This is a genomic window from Bradyrhizobium sp. Leaf396, from assembly GCF_001424605.1.
GTDB classification, from domain to species: Bacteria; Pseudomonadota; Alphaproteobacteria; order Rhizobiales; family Xanthobacteraceae; genus Bradyrhizobium; species Bradyrhizobium japonicum_C.
The window spans coordinates 281,395-297,243 of record NZ_LMQJ01000065.1 but is presented as its reverse complement, the minus strand read 5'-3'; the positions used below and the strand labels follow the sequence as shown (position 1 = coordinate 297,243).

The 15,849-nt window shown below is 64.0% G+C and carries 14 protein-coding genes; 3 read left to right on the top strand and 11 right to left on the bottom strand.

Annotated elements, in window-relative coordinates; translation table 11 throughout:
- Positions 1-15 precede the first annotated feature (15 nt).
- The 9 genes from ASG57_RS34390 to ASG57_RS34355 form a co-directional block, all read right to left on the bottom strand.
- Positions 16-1,083 (bottom strand): threonine aldolase family protein, encoded by a 1,068-nt coding sequence (locus tag ASG57_RS34390; protein ID WP_024340872.1) that lies wholly within the window; start codon positions 1,081-1,083, stop codon positions 16-18.
- A gap of 36 nt (positions 1,084-1,119) precedes the next feature.
- The gene (locus tag ASG57_RS37380) at positions 1,120-1,398 is read right to left on the bottom strand and encodes a type II toxin-antitoxin system RelE/ParE family toxin (RefSeq protein ID WP_230646555.1); all 279 of its coding nucleotides are present in this window, start codon (positions 1,396-1,398) and stop codon (positions 1,120-1,122) included.
- Complete coding sequence (locus ASG57_RS34385; RefSeq protein WP_057199096.1) at positions 1,395-1,622, bottom strand: hypothetical protein; 228 nt, start codon at positions 1,620-1,622, stop codon at positions 1,395-1,397. The genes ASG57_RS37380 and ASG57_RS34385 overlap by 4 nt, the downstream gene beginning before the upstream one ends.
- 111 nt (positions 1,623-1,733) lie before the next feature.
- Positions 1,734-2,351: a 30S ribosomal protein S4 gene (gene rpsD / locus ASG57_RS34380; RefSeq protein ID WP_024340870.1), complete on the bottom strand. Its 618-nt coding sequence runs from the start codon at positions 2,349-2,351 to the stop codon at positions 1,734-1,736.
- Positions 2,352-2,620: 269 nt separating this feature from the next.
- Positions 2,621-3,388, bottom strand: a complete 768-nt coding sequence (locus tag ASG57_RS34375) for an acyltransferase (RefSeq protein WP_024340869.1) — start codon at positions 3,386-3,388, stop codon at positions 2,621-2,623.
- 254 nt (positions 3,389-3,642) lie between these two features.
- Positions 3,643-4,416: an HpcH/HpaI aldolase family protein gene (locus tag ASG57_RS34370; RefSeq protein ID WP_024340868.1), complete on the bottom strand. Its 774-nt coding sequence runs from the start codon at positions 4,414-4,416 to the stop codon at positions 3,643-3,645.
- A gap of 61 nt (positions 4,417-4,477) precedes the next feature.
- On the bottom strand, positions 4,478-5,275 hold the full coding sequence (gene murI, locus ASG57_RS34365; protein ID WP_024340867.1) for a glutamate racemase: 798 nt from the start codon (positions 5,273-5,275) through the stop codon (positions 4,478-4,480).
- Between the two features lie 101 nt (positions 5,276-5,376).
- On the bottom strand, positions 5,377-6,183 hold the full coding sequence (locus ASG57_RS34360) for a Crp/Fnr family transcriptional regulator (protein ID WP_024340866.1): 807 nt from the start codon (positions 6,181-6,183) through the stop codon (positions 5,377-5,379).
- 233 nt (positions 6,184-6,416) lie between these two features.
- Positions 6,417-7,499 carry a SecDF P1 head subdomain-containing protein gene (locus ASG57_RS34355; protein WP_057199061.1) on the bottom strand — a complete coding sequence of 361 codons (1,083 nt, stop codon included), beginning with the start codon at positions 7,497-7,499 and terminating at the stop codon, positions 6,417-6,419.
- Positions 7,500-7,724: 225 nt separating this feature from the next.
- On the opposite strand from ASG57_RS34355, the gene ASG57_RS34350 reads away from it, so the two are divergent.
- Both ASG57_RS34350 and ASG57_RS34345 read left to right on the top strand, forming a co-directional pair.
- On the top strand, positions 7,725-9,629 hold the full coding sequence (locus ASG57_RS34350; RefSeq protein ID WP_057199060.1) for an acyl-CoA synthetase: 1,905 nt from the start codon (positions 7,725-7,727) through the stop codon (positions 9,627-9,629).
- 332 nt (positions 9,630-9,961) lie between these two features.
- Positions 9,962-12,184, top strand: a complete 2,223-nt coding sequence (locus ASG57_RS34345; protein WP_082529096.1) for a putative bifunctional diguanylate cyclase/phosphodiesterase — start codon at positions 9,962-9,964, stop codon at positions 12,182-12,184.
- 9 nt (positions 12,185-12,193) lie between these two features.
- Here the strand turns inward: ASG57_RS34345 and ASG57_RS34340 are convergent, their stop codons facing one another.
- Entirely contained in the window at positions 12,194-12,784 is a 591-nt protein-coding gene (locus tag ASG57_RS34340; RefSeq protein WP_057199095.1) for a Crp/Fnr family transcriptional regulator, read from the bottom strand.
- A gap of 488 nt (positions 12,785-13,272) precedes the next feature.
- Between ASG57_RS34340 and ASG57_RS34335 the strand changes: the two genes are divergently transcribed.
- Positions 13,273-14,628: a globin-coupled sensor protein gene (locus tag ASG57_RS34335; protein WP_057199058.1), complete on the top strand. Its 1,356-nt coding sequence runs from the start codon at positions 13,273-13,275 to the stop codon at positions 14,626-14,628.
- On the opposite strand, the gene ASG57_RS34330 is transcribed toward ASG57_RS34335, so the two are convergent.
- Complete coding sequence (locus ASG57_RS34330) at positions 14,629-15,801, bottom strand: M20 aminoacylase family protein (protein WP_057199057.1); 1,173 nt, start codon at positions 15,799-15,801, stop codon at positions 14,629-14,631. It lies immediately after the preceding gene.
- Positions 15,802-15,849: the final 48 nt, after the last annotated feature.

The window sequence follows — 15,849 nt, the reverse complement described above, 5'->3', positions numbered from 1 at the left end:
GAGGACGCGGGGGTCTCAAGCCCCGCGCACGATCTCGCGGACATACCCGATCGTTTCTTCGATCTGGCTCGCGTTGACATCCAGATGCGTGCAGGCGCGGATGCGGCCGTCCATCATCGCGAGCGTGACGCCGCGCTGGCGCAGTGCGGCGACCATCTTGTCGCCGGGAATGCCGGCGCCGTCGGGCTTGAAGAACACGAGATTGGTTTCGGGCTCCTGCACCTCGATCCCTGAGATCTGCGACAGGCCGCGCGCGAGTGCGCGCGCATTGGCATGGTCGTCGGCCAGGCGCTCGACGTGATGATCGAGCGCGTAGATGCAGGCCGCCGCGCAGATCCCGGCCTGCCGCATCGAGCCGCCGAGGCGCTGCTTCCACTGCCAGACCGCATCGATGAAGGCGCGCGAGCCCGCCAGCACGCCGCCGATCGGCGCACCGAGGCCCTTGGAGAAGTCGATCCAGGCCGAATCCCAGCCCGCGGTCATATCGCGCGGAGAGATGCCGCTTGCCACGGTGGCGTTGAGCAGGCGCGCGCCGTCCATGTGGGTGACGAGGCCGTGCTGCTTTGCGATCGCGACGATTTCATCGAGCGCCGCCTTCTTCCAGATCGTGCCGCCGCCGATATTGGCGGTCTGCTCGACGCTGACGACGGTCTGCGGCGGCTGGTAACGCGTGCGCGGGTGCAGAGCTTTGCGAAGAGTCTCCGGGGTGAATTGACCATCAGGGCCCTTCAGCTGCGTGACCTGGAAGCCGCCGATCGCCGCATGCGCCCCGCCTTCGCGCGCAATGATGTGCGCGGTCTCATGCGCGAGGATCTCGTCGCCGGGTCGGCAATGCACCAGCGTCGCGGTGACGTTGCACATCGTGCCGGAGGGCATGTAGACCGCAGCTTCCTTGCCGAGCAGATCCGCAACGCGCTCGCATAGCGCGTTCACGGTCGGATCATCGCCAACCTGTTCGTCCCCGACTTCCGCCCGCGCCATCGCCTCGCGCATCCCAGCCGTCGGTTTGGTTTGCGTATCCGACAGCAGATTGATCCGCACCGGCGGGGCCTTTGGGTCGATGGGGGGAGGGGTGTAGAGCATCAACTTGCTCCTGAACGGGAATGGCGCTCGTTGTGGTCAACGAGCTCTGGGTGGACGCCGAGCGGCGTGGCGAAACCGCATAATAGCAATTTCTGCCTCGGTCACGCGACAATCGATCAGATGAGGATGAGGGTTGACCGCCAAGCGGCGGACGTATGCACGCGTCGTGGTTCGAGCTGCGCAGGGGTGGGTCTCTAGCAATGCAATGAGAGCGATGATGCGATCGTAGTGCGCCCAAGGGGGCGAGCGTGCCTCGATGTAGGTGAGAGTTTGGTCGATTTGGGCCAGCGCCCGCTTCGTATAGCGATCCTTCACAGCCCGTGATTGGCCCAGATCGCGCGGACTTCGTCGGCGCTGGCCAGTTCGCCGCGGGCGATCTCGGCTTCGGCCTCACAAAGATCTGCTTCTTCCGCCGCCGTCAGTTGAATTGGTGGCTGATCGATCCCGGCAAGCTCAAGCAGTGTTCGTGCGAGGTCGTCTTGTTCTGATTCCGGCAGGCCCGAAATCTTGCTGAAGCCCTCTTCCAGAAGGCGCTTCATGGTCAACTCCGTTTGCTGGTGCATAGCACGGACGAGTTGGCGGATGGAGTGGCCGCCAACAACGAAAAGGCCCCGGAAACCGGGGCCTTTGAACGTCGGTCCGCCGAATGATCAGCGCGAATAGAATTCGACGACCAGATGCGGCTCCATCTGGACCGGGAACGGCACGTCGGAGAGGTTGGGCACGCGCGTGTACTTCGCGGTCATCTTGCCGTGGTCGACTTCGAGATAGTCGGGCACGTCACGCTCGGGAAGCTGGCTGGCTTCGAGCACGTGGGCGAGCTGCTTGGAGCTTTCCTTGACCTCGACCACGTCACCGACCTTGAGCTGGTAGCTCGAGATGTTGACCTTGCGGCCGTTCACCTTGATGTGGCCGTGATTGATGAACTGGCGCGCAGCGAAGATGGTGGAGACGAACTTGGCGCGGTACACGACCGCGTCGAGACGACGCTCCAGCAGGCCGATCAGGTTCTCGCCGGTGTCGCCCTTGAGGCGGCTTGCCTCGACGTAGATGCCGTGGAACTGGCGCTCGCTGATGTTGGCGTAGTAGCCCTTCAGCTTCTGCTTGGCGCGGAGCTGCACGCCGAAGTCGGAGAGCTTGCCCTTGCGGCGCTGGCCGTGCTGGCCGGGGCCGTATTCGCGGCGGTTCACGGGGCTCTTGGGGCGGCCCCAGATGTTCTGGCCCATACGGCGATCGATCTTGTACTTCGCCTCACTGCGCTTAGTCATCGCGTCCTCTTCAGGTACAGGGTTTGAGGAAACGCGCCCTCCTGTGTGACGGGCTTGGCCCGGCACCGACAGGTCCGATCCCCAAAGCTTAAGGGACTTGACCACGGGTCGCGAAACGCTTCGCGGGCCGAAATCGGCCCGCGAGCAAGCGGCTTTTAGGGGAGTTTGGGCCCGGCTGTCAATTCTCTACGCCTGTCAGAAGCGCGAACCCGGAATCTCGAGATCCCGGGCTCGGTGGCGCGCACCGCCTCTGGATAAATTCGGCGCTTTCAGCCTCTCACCGCCCGGACGGGCTTGGGGACGGCCGCGCCCAATTCCGCAGCGATTTCAGTGTTCAGGACCTGTTCCAGCCGGGTCAGGACCCTTGCAATCGGGGCGGCGTCCGTGACCCTGTGGTCCCATCGGATCACGACGCGGATGGTCTGGTCGGGTTCGACGAGACCATAACTCACGACGAAGGGGCCGGGCGTGATCGGATGAAGCTCACCGCCGCCATAGGCGGCAACCGAGCTGACCCCGAAGCTGCCGAACCAATTGCCGCGCTGGCGGCCGAAATTCAGACCAATGGCCCAGGACAAGCGCCGCAACGGCAGCGGCAGGCGGGTCGCCCGCATGATCTTGCGGAACATTGGGACGTCCCCGACCGGAGCCGTCTTGCCAAGCCGGATTTCGGCGTCGATTGCTGCCAGCGAAAGGGCCTCAGGAGCGGCGATTCGCTGAGGCAGCACGCATTCCTCGCCCTCGTCCACCCGCGCGATCGCGACCGTCGCCACGCTCTTCGGCAGCTCGTACAGGGCCGGCCAAGGCCATTTGACGTAGACGGTGCGCAGGATCGGCTCGTCCCTCGCAACCAGGGCGAAAGCCTTGACGAACATCGCGGCCCAGCCCGCGGGCGCCGTTGCGCATGCGCGAGCCTCCAGCAGGGGGCGGATATTGAGCGAGCGAGAGAGTGAAACGAAGGGCACGCCCATCGAGGCATGCATGAGGTCGCAGATCAGGCGACGCCGCAGCGATATGGATTTGGGCGTCCCGCGCATCGGTCTTCAGTTCCAAATCAAAGATCAAAATATGGGCAGCGAGCGGGGCCCGCCCGCTCGCTCTAGCATGAACCAACCCGCCTGGGGGCGGTCGGTTCGCCGCATCACGGCGCCGCCGAGGCTGCCGGCTTGTTAATGAGCTAAATCTATAATGATTTCAATGTCTTGTTGCGTGATTCTTGGCGACCGTCGCGCAAAGTCGCCTTGAGCATATTCCTCCCTGAACTGCGAGGCCGATCACCTCGTTGCGCGATTCAGCGCTTGATCCCGTCGAATGCCGCCATGATGCCGCGCTGGAACAGCGACCAGTCGAAGCCAAGCGCGATGGCGCGGTAGCCGCGGTCGATCAGGGCGTTGGCCTGGTCGGCGCTGCGCGCCACGCCGCCGATCGGCACTCCGCTTCTGAGGATGCCGGCCTCTGCACGCGCGACCAGCTCCAGCAGCTCCGGATCGTCCATCCGGCCGCGTTTGTTGATGGAGGTGGCGAGATCGCCGGGGCCGATCACGGCGACGTCGATGCCCGGCGTCGCCATGATCTCGTCGATGCGGTTGACGGCATCGACATGCTCGATGGTGATCATGCAGATCATCTCGTCATCGGCGCTGGCCATGTAATCGGGCATGGATTGGCCCCAGCGGAACGGGGCGTGGAAGGGGCCCCAGAGCCGGTCGCCGCCGGGCGGGTAACGAACGCTACGCACCGCCTTCTCGGCTTCCGCGGGCGTGGTGATCATCGGGAAGTTGATGCCGAAGGCGCCGATGTCCATCGGGGCTTTCGCGAGCCACGGCTCGTTCGCGGCGATCCGCACCAGCGGCGTACATGGCGTCCCGGTCGTCGCGGCGATCATCGCATGGGCTTCGGTCAATCCGATCGGGCCGTGCTCGAGATCGACGATGATCCAGTCGAGCGAACGCGCCATGATCTGCACCAGCTGCACGCTCGGGATGGTCGCGATCGCGCCGAAGGCGGGGCGGCCCTCGCTCCACAACTGGCGGAGACGATTGAGTGGCTTTGCGGGGACGGACATGGGAGGACCTGCGCAGAGATGATGGCGGCGAAGCCTAGCAGCGCGCGACCGGGGCGCAAGGTCAGGCCACCGCGCGCCCGCCGAAGAACGGCGTCAGCGTGGCCGAAAGGCCATGGACGCGGTTCGAGGTGAAGATCATCTCGGCCCCCGACTGTGCTGCGCCGCCGCTGGGCGGGCCGAGCAGATCCGAGACGCGTCGGGCGATCGCCGGCGCCGGATCGATCCAGTCGACTGGCCAGGGTGCCAGCCGCTTCAGCCGATCGAGCAGCAGCGGATAATGGGTGCAGGCGAGCACCACCGTGTCGGTGCGCGCGCTCGCGTCCGCAGCGTCGCCGACGAAGCAGGGCGCGAGCTCGGCGAGGATGTCGCCGTCGCTGACCGGCTTGCCGCCAAGCGCGGCCTCGGCGAGCGAGGCGAGCTCGGGCGAGCCGACCAGCGTCACCTCGCAACCTTGCGCGAAATCGCGGATCAGCGCCTTGGTGTATTCGCGTTTCACGGTGCCCTTGGTGCCGAGCACCGAGACGCGACGCGTCCTGGACTGAGCGCAGGCCGGCTTGATCGCCGGCACGGTGCCGACGAAAGGCACGGAATAGGCCGCGCGCAAATGAGAGAGGACCAAGGTGGACGCCGTGTTGCAGGCGATGACGACGAGGTCGGGATCATGGGTGCCGATCAACTCCCCCATCAGCGGCACGACGCGGCCGATGATCTCGTCCTCGCTGTGGTGGCCATAGGGAAAAAAAGCGTCGTCGGCGACGTAGACGAAACGCGCATCAGGGCGCGCGGTTACGACCTCACGGAGCACCGTGAGCCCGCCAAGGCCGGAATCGAACACCAGGATGGTCGGAGAATTGGTCACGTCGTTACCCTAGCCCGGCATGGTTACCATTCGGTTTTTGGGGCGGTTTTGCGGCGCCCTGCAAGGATCCGGACGGCGGGCGCCACGTGGCCGTGCAACCTTTACGCGATCCTGTTCGTGCTCGCCGCCCGCTCCGCCGCCAGCTGCTTCTGCAGGCGATCGATGTTTTGCAGGAGGCGCTGGCTGGTCAGCACCAGGAAGTAGTAGCCGAACTGCGGATCCTGGAAATAGATCTCGAGCAGCCGGTCGTAGGTGATCGTCAGCACCTGGCCGTCCTCGATGCATTCGACCGTTCCGGTGCGCCGGTTGTCCGGCGTGAGGAAGCCGAGCTCGCCCATCAGCGATCCCGGCAGGATCTCGACGTTGATCTCCTTGACCAGGAACTTGCCGGTGACGGTGAGGAACATCTCCTTCGCCGGATCGCGCAGCTTGAAGAGGATGTCGCCGCGGCGATATTTGCGCTCGGTCATGAACGGCTTGAGCCACTCGATCGACATGTCGCCCTCGGTCGCATGGCGCGCCTTCTTGACCAGCTTCAGCATCTGCCGCAGGCGCAAGGCGTTGATCGGAAGCAACAGCAGATACAGCAGGAACGTGGCGACGTTGGCGGAGAGCGCGCCGAACACGGTGAAGAACGCGCAGCCGATCATGTTGGCGACGCGCAGCGGCACCATGGTCCGCATCAAGAGGGTGGCGACGAAGAAGCCGGCGCCGACCGCGGCGAACAGATTGGCCAGCGTGATGTTCTGGACAAAGATCTCCAGCAGGCGATTGAAGATCGCGTCGTAAGTGACGTCGTTGGGGTCGAGGCCCATCTGGACCAGGATCTTGGCAATCCTGAGATTGTCGGTTGCCGCATCGAGGATGCGATCGAGGATCGATGAAACGTCTGCGCTGCCGGACGGCATGATCTGGTCCCCGCGTAAGGCCTTCAGTCCTGGTCGGCATCCGTATAGCCGAAATCAAATGACGACCGCTTGAATGACGCTTCCGGCCATGATGCCGCAAGAGGCAAATTCTAGCCTGTCCGGGCGTTTCGGCAATTGCCGTGGTTTGCGCGTCTGGCCGTGATTCGGGGCAGCCCCAGGGGCGTCTCGGACGGACCGGACGATCGAAGCGGCGGGCGACGGGTCCCGTTCACCTACGGCTTGGCGGCGGGTTGCACGACCTGCTGCTCGACAAGGCCAAGGCGTCCTGGCAGCGAGCCGGCGCGCAGCAGCATGGCGATGCTGTTGGCCTCGTCGAGGGTGAAGTTGCCGGCGATCTGGCCGGAGCCGCCGGTGATGGGCTCGCGGATCACGGGAGCGGAGATCACCTTGTCGTCGAGCACGATGGCGAAGGGTTTGCCGAGGTTCTCTGCAGTCATGTGGGCGAAGCGCCGCGTGCCGCGGCCGTTGAAGCGGAACGAGGCGATCGGCTCCTTCGTGTCGCTGGTGAATCCCGGGCCGGCATAGCTGATGTCCTCGCCTTCGAGCGTGCTGTCCTTGGCGACGAGATAGGGAAGCTTGTCCTTGAAGCCGAGCAGGACTTCCGTGCCCGCCGGCGGCGTTCCCGACTGTGCCTGCTCGGCAGACATCGAGAGGTCGATCAGACGGAAGCCGACCTTGACCTTCTTGGCGAAGATCGCGGTGACGCGATCGGGCTCCATCACCCCCGGCAAGAAGATGCGGATGCGGTCCGTTCCGTCGGGCTCGACATTGGCCAGCTTGACGCCGGCGTCCTTGAGGCGCTGCTCGATCATGGCGACGGAATCCTCGACGAACTCGCGCAGCCGCGCGGCGGATGCGGCAGGGGTCGGTGCGAGCCTGACCAGGCCGTCTCCGCCATCGGTGACGGTGAGCGCATAGGCGGGCAGTCCCTCCGCCGCCGAGGCGAGCTTGCGCGTGAGCTGTTCGCGACCTCTGGGATCTGCGATCTTCACCTCGACGCCGCCGTTGCGGATCGCAAGGCCCGGGAAGGCGATCCGGCCCTCGCGGAGGGTCCTGTAGACGTCGTCGCGCAGATCCGTAACGATCGCCTCCCGCAAGCCGTCGGTGTCCACCTTGTAGATGATGCGGGACCCGCCCAGCTTCTCCATCTTCTCGGCGACGAAGGCCGCGATCTTGGCACGCATCTTGTCGAACTGGGCGTCCGCGCCGAGAGTGGCAGAGGGCAGTGCGATTGCGAATACCGCCGCGAACGCGGCGATCAGCCGTGTGATGCGATTCCGCGGGGGCGTCGTCATGATGACCTCAAGTCTTGCGGCAGGACGCTGGCGGGCGAATTCAGTGCCAGTTCTTGGTCCACGGATCAGCCGCGGAGGTTCAAGCGCCACAGTCGGTTGGCAATGGACGAACGCTCAATCATCCATCATTCTGCCTGCGCTCGGCCGACCATCGGTCGAGCCTCGCCGAACCAAAATGTCAAAAGACAGGGGCGGGGGCATGCATCTGAGGGAGGACGGAATTTCATGGGTATCCACGCGCTCGATCGGCTCATCGGCAACGACTATCCGGACCTTTCGACGGACGCGGAGGTCCGGGCGTTCGAGCAGGTCCCCTATGCCGACCGCGTCGCGGCCGAGAGCACCTACGATGCGATCAGGCTCGGTGCTGCGCGCAACCCGGACGGCGCGGCGATCCAGTTCCTGCAAAATGCCGATCCCGCAGACACGCCGCTGGTCGTGACGTATGGCGATTTCATCGCGCGCGTCACGCAAGCCGCCAACATGTTCCACGCGCTCGGCGCCGAGAAAGACGACGTCATCAGCTTCATGCTGCCGCTGGTGCCGGATGCCTTCGTCACTCTGTTCGGCGCGGAGGCCGCCGGCATTGCCAACCCCGTGAATCCGCTGCTCGAGCCGCACCAGATCGCGGAGATCCTGGAGGCCGCCAATACCAAGATCCTGGTCGCGCTCGGGCCGATGCCCGGCACCGACATCTGGCAGAAGGTCGAGCAGATCCGCCCTCAACTGAAGCATCTCAAGGCCATCGTGCAGGTGTTCGGCGGCGGAGATCCGGCGAAGGGTATCTTTGCCTTTGGCGACCTGATCAAGCAGCAGCCGGCGGACCGCCTCGTCAGCGGGCGCCAGATTCGCGGCAGCGACATCGCCGCTTATTTTCATACCGGCGGCACCACCGGCACGCCAAAGCTGGTGCGGCACACGCATGCCAACCAAGTCTATCAGGCCTGGGCGCTCAATCTGCTGCTGAAGGCGAGGCCGGGCGCAAACCTGCTGTTCGGCATGCCGCTGTTCCATGTCGGGGGCTCGCTGACGCAGGTACTGCTGACGCTGTCGAGCGGCGGCTCGCTCGTCGTGCTGTCGCCGAGCGGCTGGCGCAATCCGAATGCGGTGAAGAACATCTGGCAGCTCGTCGCGCGCTACAGGCCCGAAGCGCTGTCTAGCGTGCCGACGGTGCTCGCCGCGACCCTCGCAGTGCCGCCTGGTGACGCTGTTATCTCCAGCCTGAAGTATGCGGCAGGTGGTGGCTCGGCGATTCCGGTCGCGGTCGGTTCGGCGATCCAGGAGAAACTGAAGCTACCCGTGATCGAGGTCTACGGCATGACCGAGACATCGAGCGTGCACACGCTGGCCTATCCGTCGCGGCCGATCCGGCTCGGCTCGGTCGGCCTTCCCATGCCTTACGCGCGCGTGCGCATCGTGCAGCTCGATGCCGAGGGACGCCTGATCCGCGACTGCAAACCGGACGAGATCGGCGTCGTGATCATGGCCGGCCCCGGTGTGTTCAGCGGCTATCTCAACGACGAGCACAACAAGGGCGCGTTCGTCGACGGCGTGTGGGTCAACTCCGGCGATCTCGGCCGCTTGGATGCCGACGGCTACCTCTGGATCACCGGTCGCGCCAAGGATCTGGTGATCCGCGGCGGGCACAACATCGATCCGGCGCCGATCGAGGAGATCATGTTCCGCCATCCTGCCGTCGGCTTCGCCGCGGTGGTCGGCCAGCCCGATGCCTATGCCGGCGAGTTGCCGGTGGGCTATGTACAATTGAAGCCGGGCGCCAAGGTCGAACCGGGCGAGCTGGAATCGTGGGTGCGCGAGCGCACGCCGGAGCGTGCTGCGGTTCCGGTGCAGGTCATTCCGATCGATCCGATGCCGGTGACCGGTGTCGGCAAGGTGTTCAAGCCGCAGCTGCGCTGGGACGCGGCGGAGCGCGTGTTCACCAAGGTGCTCGCGCCGCTGGTCGAGCGCGGCATCGACTGCAAGGTCAAGGTCGGCGCCCACGGCAGCCACGGATCAATCGCGACGGTGACGCTAACGGGCCTGCCGCCCGACCAGCAGGAGGCAGTTGCGGGCGAAGTACACGCACTGCTCGCGCCGTTCGTGATGCGGCACGAGGTAGTGCAGGCATAGGTGAGTACGATCTCCAGCCATGCACGATGCAGCGATGTCGTCGCGTCGTGACCTGGGGAAGAGATCCTGCCGCCGGTGACTGCAGCGACGACTTGGACCCGGTTCACGCATCCTGCGCTGGCCCGGGGCAGGCTCTTTCTTCTGGTTCTGGCGATCGTGGCGACGAGATCTGGGCCGGAGCGGATCTTGATCCAGGTTAAGAACACCGATCAAGCGGCCGATTCAGACATTTACCGCAACCAAAGCTTGCGGCCGCAACTCGGGAGCAGCGGATCGATTTTAAGTTCATCTTAGATGCGTGAGTGTTCGCATCAGAGGCGGAGGGAGCTCTGATGCAGTCATTAGGTCGTTCGGAGAGAATCGGCGGGTTGGCGGGCCTCGTGTTGCTGCTTGCTGCGGCGATCGTCCTGCAGATCGGTACGGGGGGCCTGGCCGCCTATGTCGCGCTGCTGTGCGCTGGCCTGGTCTGGCTCGTGGCATCGGCGGACCGGCCCACGTCGACAACGGTCCTGAATCGCGCCATCGAGAGCGTGCCCGCCGGCCTTTGTGTGTTCGCGCCGGACCTGCGGGTCATCGCCAGTAACCAGCGATACGCGAGCATATATGGCTTGACGCGCGCTGACATCAAACCTGGAACGCGACTGCGCCAGATCATCGAAGCAAGGAAGGCCAAGCGCGGCATTTCGGAGCGCGTCATCGATGCTTTCGATGGGTTCGACGGGATGGCGACGTCGGTTCACGAGCTCCGCGACGGCCGGTTCATCTCGGTCTCACGGCATCCGATGACCGGCGGCGGCCTGATCGAGGTGCATCGGGATGTCACCAGCGAGCGGCTTGCCGAGATGCGGGCCAATGAAACGATGCAGGAACTGATCGAGAAGCAGTATGCCATCGATCAGGCTGTGATCGTCGCGATCACGGACGTGAAGGGCATCATCAACTACGTTAACGACAATTTCTGCACGATCAGCGGCTATTCGCGCGAGGAGCTGATTGGGCAAAATCATCGGATTCTCAAATCGGGCGTCCATTCCAAGCAGCTCTTTCGCGACATGTATCGCTCTCTGGCGGGTGGCCATGTCTGGCGCGGCGAGCTTTGCAATCGGGCCAAATCCGGCAAGCTGTACTGGGTGGATACCGTGATCACGCCGCAACTCGGTCCCGACGGCAAGCCAGTCGCCTATATGGCCATTCGGGTCGATATCACGGCGCGGAAAGAAGCCGAAGCCAAGCTCTCGTTTGCGGCCGCGCACGATTCCCTGACCGGCCTGTTGAACCGGTGTGCGCTGTTCGATCAGGCAGGAATTGGCTCGGAGCCTGACGTGCAGCCGGACCGCTTGAGCGTTCATCTGATCGATCTCGATGGGTTCAAACGTATCAACGATACGTTCGGGCACGACGTCGGTGACCGTCTGCTCGAGGCGGTCGCCTCGCGCCTGCGGTCGCTTGCCACCGACCGGGATCTCGTCGCGCGACTGGGCGGTGACGAGTTCGCCATGATCCGGCGTGTGGGCGACGGCGCAGCTGGGGCCGCAGTGGATCTCGGTCGCCGCATCGTTGACGCCATGGCGGCGCCGTTCGACATCGAGGGCCATCAGATCGACATCAGTGCAAGCGTCGGGATCGTGCTCTGTCCGGAGCATGGCTCGAACAGCGCCGATCTCCTGAAGAAGGCGGATCTCGCGCTTTATGACGTCAAGGCCGCGGGTCGTCGCGGCCATCGTCTCTATCAGCCGGCGATGCTCGAGGCGATCAAGGGAGAAAAAGTCCTGGAGGCGGAGCTGCGTCGCGCGATCTCCGCGCAGGAGTTCGAGCTGCACTACCAGCCCATTCTGGACGTCGAAAGCCGCACGGTCCATACGGCCGAAGCGCTGGTGCGGTGGCGCCATCCCGTTGATGGCCTCGTTGCACCCGATCGGTTCATTGCGCTCGCCGAACGCACCGGTCTCATTCAGCCGCTCAGCGAATGGATCATTCAACGGGCGTGCCTGGATGCGGCGTCCTGGCCGCCCCATGTTCAGCTCGCGGTCAACGTATCCGCTACCCAGTTCAAGCGCGGCAATCTGTTCGATGTCGTGCTGCAGGCACTGCTTCGTTCGGGATTGAACCCGCGACGGCTGCAGATCGAGGTCACGGAAACCGTCCTGCTTGAGCAGCAGTCCGAGCAACTGCAGACGTTCCGACGCCTGAAGTCCATCGGTGCAACGCTCGTGCTCGATGATTTCGGCACAGGGTTTTCGTCGGCGAGCTATCTGACGAATTTTCCGTTCGACAAGATCAAGATAGACAAGTCCTTCATACAGGGCCTGCCCAGACGGGACTGTGCCGCGGTGATCGCGTCGGCCGTCGTGCTGGCGAAGGGGCTGGGCATCAGCGTTACCGCCGAGGGAATAGAAACCGAGCCGCAGCTCGATCACGTTCGTTCCATGGGAATTGATTTCGCGCAGGGATATTTGTTCGGTCGGCCGGTACCCTATCGCCAGCTCAAGTGCGCGACCGTGTTCCCGGACGGTCCGGGCCGTGTTCTGCAAACGGCGACGGCTGGCGCAAATTGAGGCTCAGGCTCAGTTCAGCGCCCCCAGTCGCTGAAGCTCGCGCAGATTGAATACTTCGAGCACGCCATTCGACAAATCTGCGACGCGGCGTTCCCTGAAGGCGGTGAGCACGCGGCTGACATGGACCGGCGTTAGTCCCACGGCATCGGCGACATGCTGCTGGCGGAGCGGTATGCGATAGCGCTCGTCGCGGATCACGTTGCGGCTCGCAATCCGCTTCATCAACTGCAGGAACAGATGAGCGATGCGTTCCTCTGCGGAGAACTGGCCCAGCGCGGCAATGGTATCGTCGGCCGCCTTGGCCTCGTTTGCGCAACATTCGGCAGCGGCCCAGAGGATGCGCACGTTCGTCGCAATGCGTGCATGGACCTCCGTCCGCTTCATTGTGCTGACCTGGATCGCTGTCAGAGCCTTGACCGAAAAGTGCAGGCGCTCGTGAAGGAGCGAGCCGGCGAGGACATCTCCCGGCAGCAGGAAGCCGAGTATTTGCCGCCGTCCGTTCGGCATCTGGAGAAAACGAAATCCCCACCCGGCGCAAAAAACATAGATGTCGGGAGAGGCCTGGTTCGCCGTCAGCAACTGTCTTCCGGCCGGGACCACGAGATGGTGCTGCCAATCGGATGCGCCGATCGATTCAGACGGTGCCGCACTTTCGGAAATCGCAGCACAGAATCCGAAGGAGCCGCTCTTCGGGCAGGTTGCACAAGGCGAAAGGTCCTTCATATTCTGCTGAAGTCGCCGCTGTGCTGCCGCATCTTTGCGGATTCTCCGGAGGTCATGGTGCCACTATGATCCGTAACATTTTTGTATAGTCAACAGCTCTTTTTGTTGCAAATTTCGGATGGCAGAAATCTGGAAGCGGCATGAAGTGCGTCGCATCGGATTTGCCCTGCAACGATCAGACGTCGGAGCGCGATGCGGCATTCTTGTTAACGCGCATTATTAACCTGTATCAATTTCGGTTCACCTGCGTTGCTTTGCGCTCAGCCGAGCTTAACCGAATGAGATAATAATAGAGTTCATTGTAGTTGCCGCGTGATTGTTCGCTTTCAGCGTTTCGCCTCCGATGAATTGCAAAGGGCGCTATCATGACACTCGCGCAGACCCCAAATGACGAGAACCAGGATCGTGACGGCCGCATGCGCTTTATGCGCGTCGGCACCGAGACAGGCGAACTCCTGTGCGAATTCTGGTCGGTGGCCGAGCCCGCGCTGCCGGCTATCCTCGACGAATTCTACCGGCATGTATTGAGCGAGCCGCAGCTTGCCGCCTTGATCGGCGACGACATGCGGAGGCTGAAAACGGCGCAGAGTTCGCATTGGGCGCGGCTGTTCAACGGCCGCTTCGATCACGACTACATGCGTGGCGTGCGCATGATCGGGCTGATGCACAACAAGATCGGGTTGGAGCCGCGCTGGTATATCGGCGGGTATAATTTCGTGCTCTGCCGGCTGCTGGCCCTGGCCGTTAGAAAATATCGATGGATGCCGACGCGGCTGGCCAGCGTGCTCACCGCCCTCAACACCGCGGTGATGTTGGACATAGACATTGCCATCTCCGCATATCAGGAGGCGATGTTCGCGGAGAAGCAGAAGCAGCAGGAGGCGATTGCTGCGGCCATTCTGGATTTCGACGGCCGGATGAAGGTCGTACTGGAAAGACTGGGAAGCTCGGCGACCGGTCTACAGGGCGTTGCCGATGTGCTCAGCGCAAGCGCGGAGCGCTCGACCCGGCAATCGAGCGTGGTGGCTGCCGGCTCGGAAGAGGCGTCCACCAATGTGCAGGCCGTGGCGGCCTCGACCGAGGAACTCGCGTCGTCGATCAAGGAGATCGGCCGCCAGGTTTCGGAGTCGACCAGGATGACCGGCGAGGCTGTCGATCAGGCAGCGCGCTCCGGTGCCGCGATCGAGAGCCTGGCCAGGGCAGCGCAGAGAATCGGCGACGTCGTCGAGCTGATCAACACGATCGCGGCTCAGACCAATCTGCTCGCACTGAATGCGACGATCGAGGCTGCGCGCGCGGGTGAGGCCGGCCGTGGCTTTGCAGTGGTCGCGTCCGAAGTCAAGGCGCTGGCCGAGCAGACGGCGAGGGCAACCGGCGAGATCGGCCAGCAGGTCCTCTCGATTCAGGAGGCAACGACAGAGTCTGTCGGCATCATTCGCCAGATCGGCGAAACAATCGCCGCCGTCGACGAGGTTGCGACGGCGATTGCGGCTGCGGTCGAGCAACAGGGCGTAGCCACCGCCGAGATCGCGGGCAACGTACAGGAGGCCGCGCAGGGCACACATGACGTATCGAGCAACATCGGGGGGGTAAGCCAAGCTGCCAGGGAGACCGGCATCACGGCCTCCGAACTCCTGGCGGCTTCCAAGGAGCTATCGGGCCAGACGGATGTGCTCCGCTCCGAGGTCGAAGGGTTCTTTGCGGCAATTCGTGCGGCCTGACTAGCCGGCTGGCATCCGCGTTTCGACAAGACGCGCCCAGAACGAGGCGCCGTGGCCCAAAATGTTGTCGTTGAACACGTAGCCCGGGTGGTGGCACTCGTTGCCGTCGCCCATGCCGACCAGCACCATGGCGCCGGGGCGTGCTTCCAGCATGAAGGAGAAGTCCTCGGCGCCCATCATCGGGATGAACTTGTCGTTGACGCGATCGGCGCCGACGATGTCGCGGGCGACATCGGCGGCAAGGCCGGCCTCGCGCGCATGGTTCATGGTCACCGGATACATCCGCGTGTATTTCGTCTCGGCCGAGCCGCCATAGGCCCGCGCGACGCTGTCGGCGACCTCGCCTATGCGACGCTCGACGAGATCGCGTACCTCGGGATCGAGCGTGCGCACGGTGCCGCCGAGCTCGGCGATCTCCGGAATGATGTTGAAGGCCGTGCCTGAGTGGAATTGCGTGATCGATATGACGGCGGACTTCAGCGGATCGACGTTGCGGGCCACGATCGATTGCAGCGCGTTCACGATCTGCGAGCCGATCAGCACGCTGTCGACGGATTTGTGCGGACCCGCGCCGGCATGGCCGCCCTTGCCGTGGACCGTGATCTGGATGTTGTCGGAGGAGGCCAGCATCGCGCCGGGCGTGGTGGCGAAATGGCCTTCCGGCAGGCCCGGCATGTTGTGCATGCCGTAGACCTCCTGGATATTCCAGCGCGTCATCAGCCCGTCCTCGACCATGGCCTTGCCGCCACCGCCGCCCTCCTCGGCCGGCTGGAAAATCATGATCGCCGTGCCGTCGAAATTGCGCGTCTCGGTCAGGTATTTTGCAGCGCCGAGCAGCATGGCGGTGTGGCCATCATGGCCGCAGGCATGCATTTTTCCGGGGACCTTGGACGCGTAAGGCACGCCCGAAGTCTCCATGATCGGCAGCGCGTCCATATCGGCGCGCAGGCCGATGGTCTTGCCAGAGGCGGACTTGCGGCCGCGGATCACGCCGACCACGCCGGTGCGGCCGACCCCCGTCACCACCTCATCGCAGCCGAACTCGCGCAGCTTGTCCGCGACGATCCCCGCGGTGCGGTGGACTTCGTAGAGCAACTCGGGGTTCTCGTGGAAGTCATGGCGCCAGGCAGCCATTTCGTCCGAGAGGGCGGCAACGCGATTGACGATGGGCATGAGGGATCCGCTTCTGGAGGTGATCTTGTCATTCCGGGGCGATGCGCA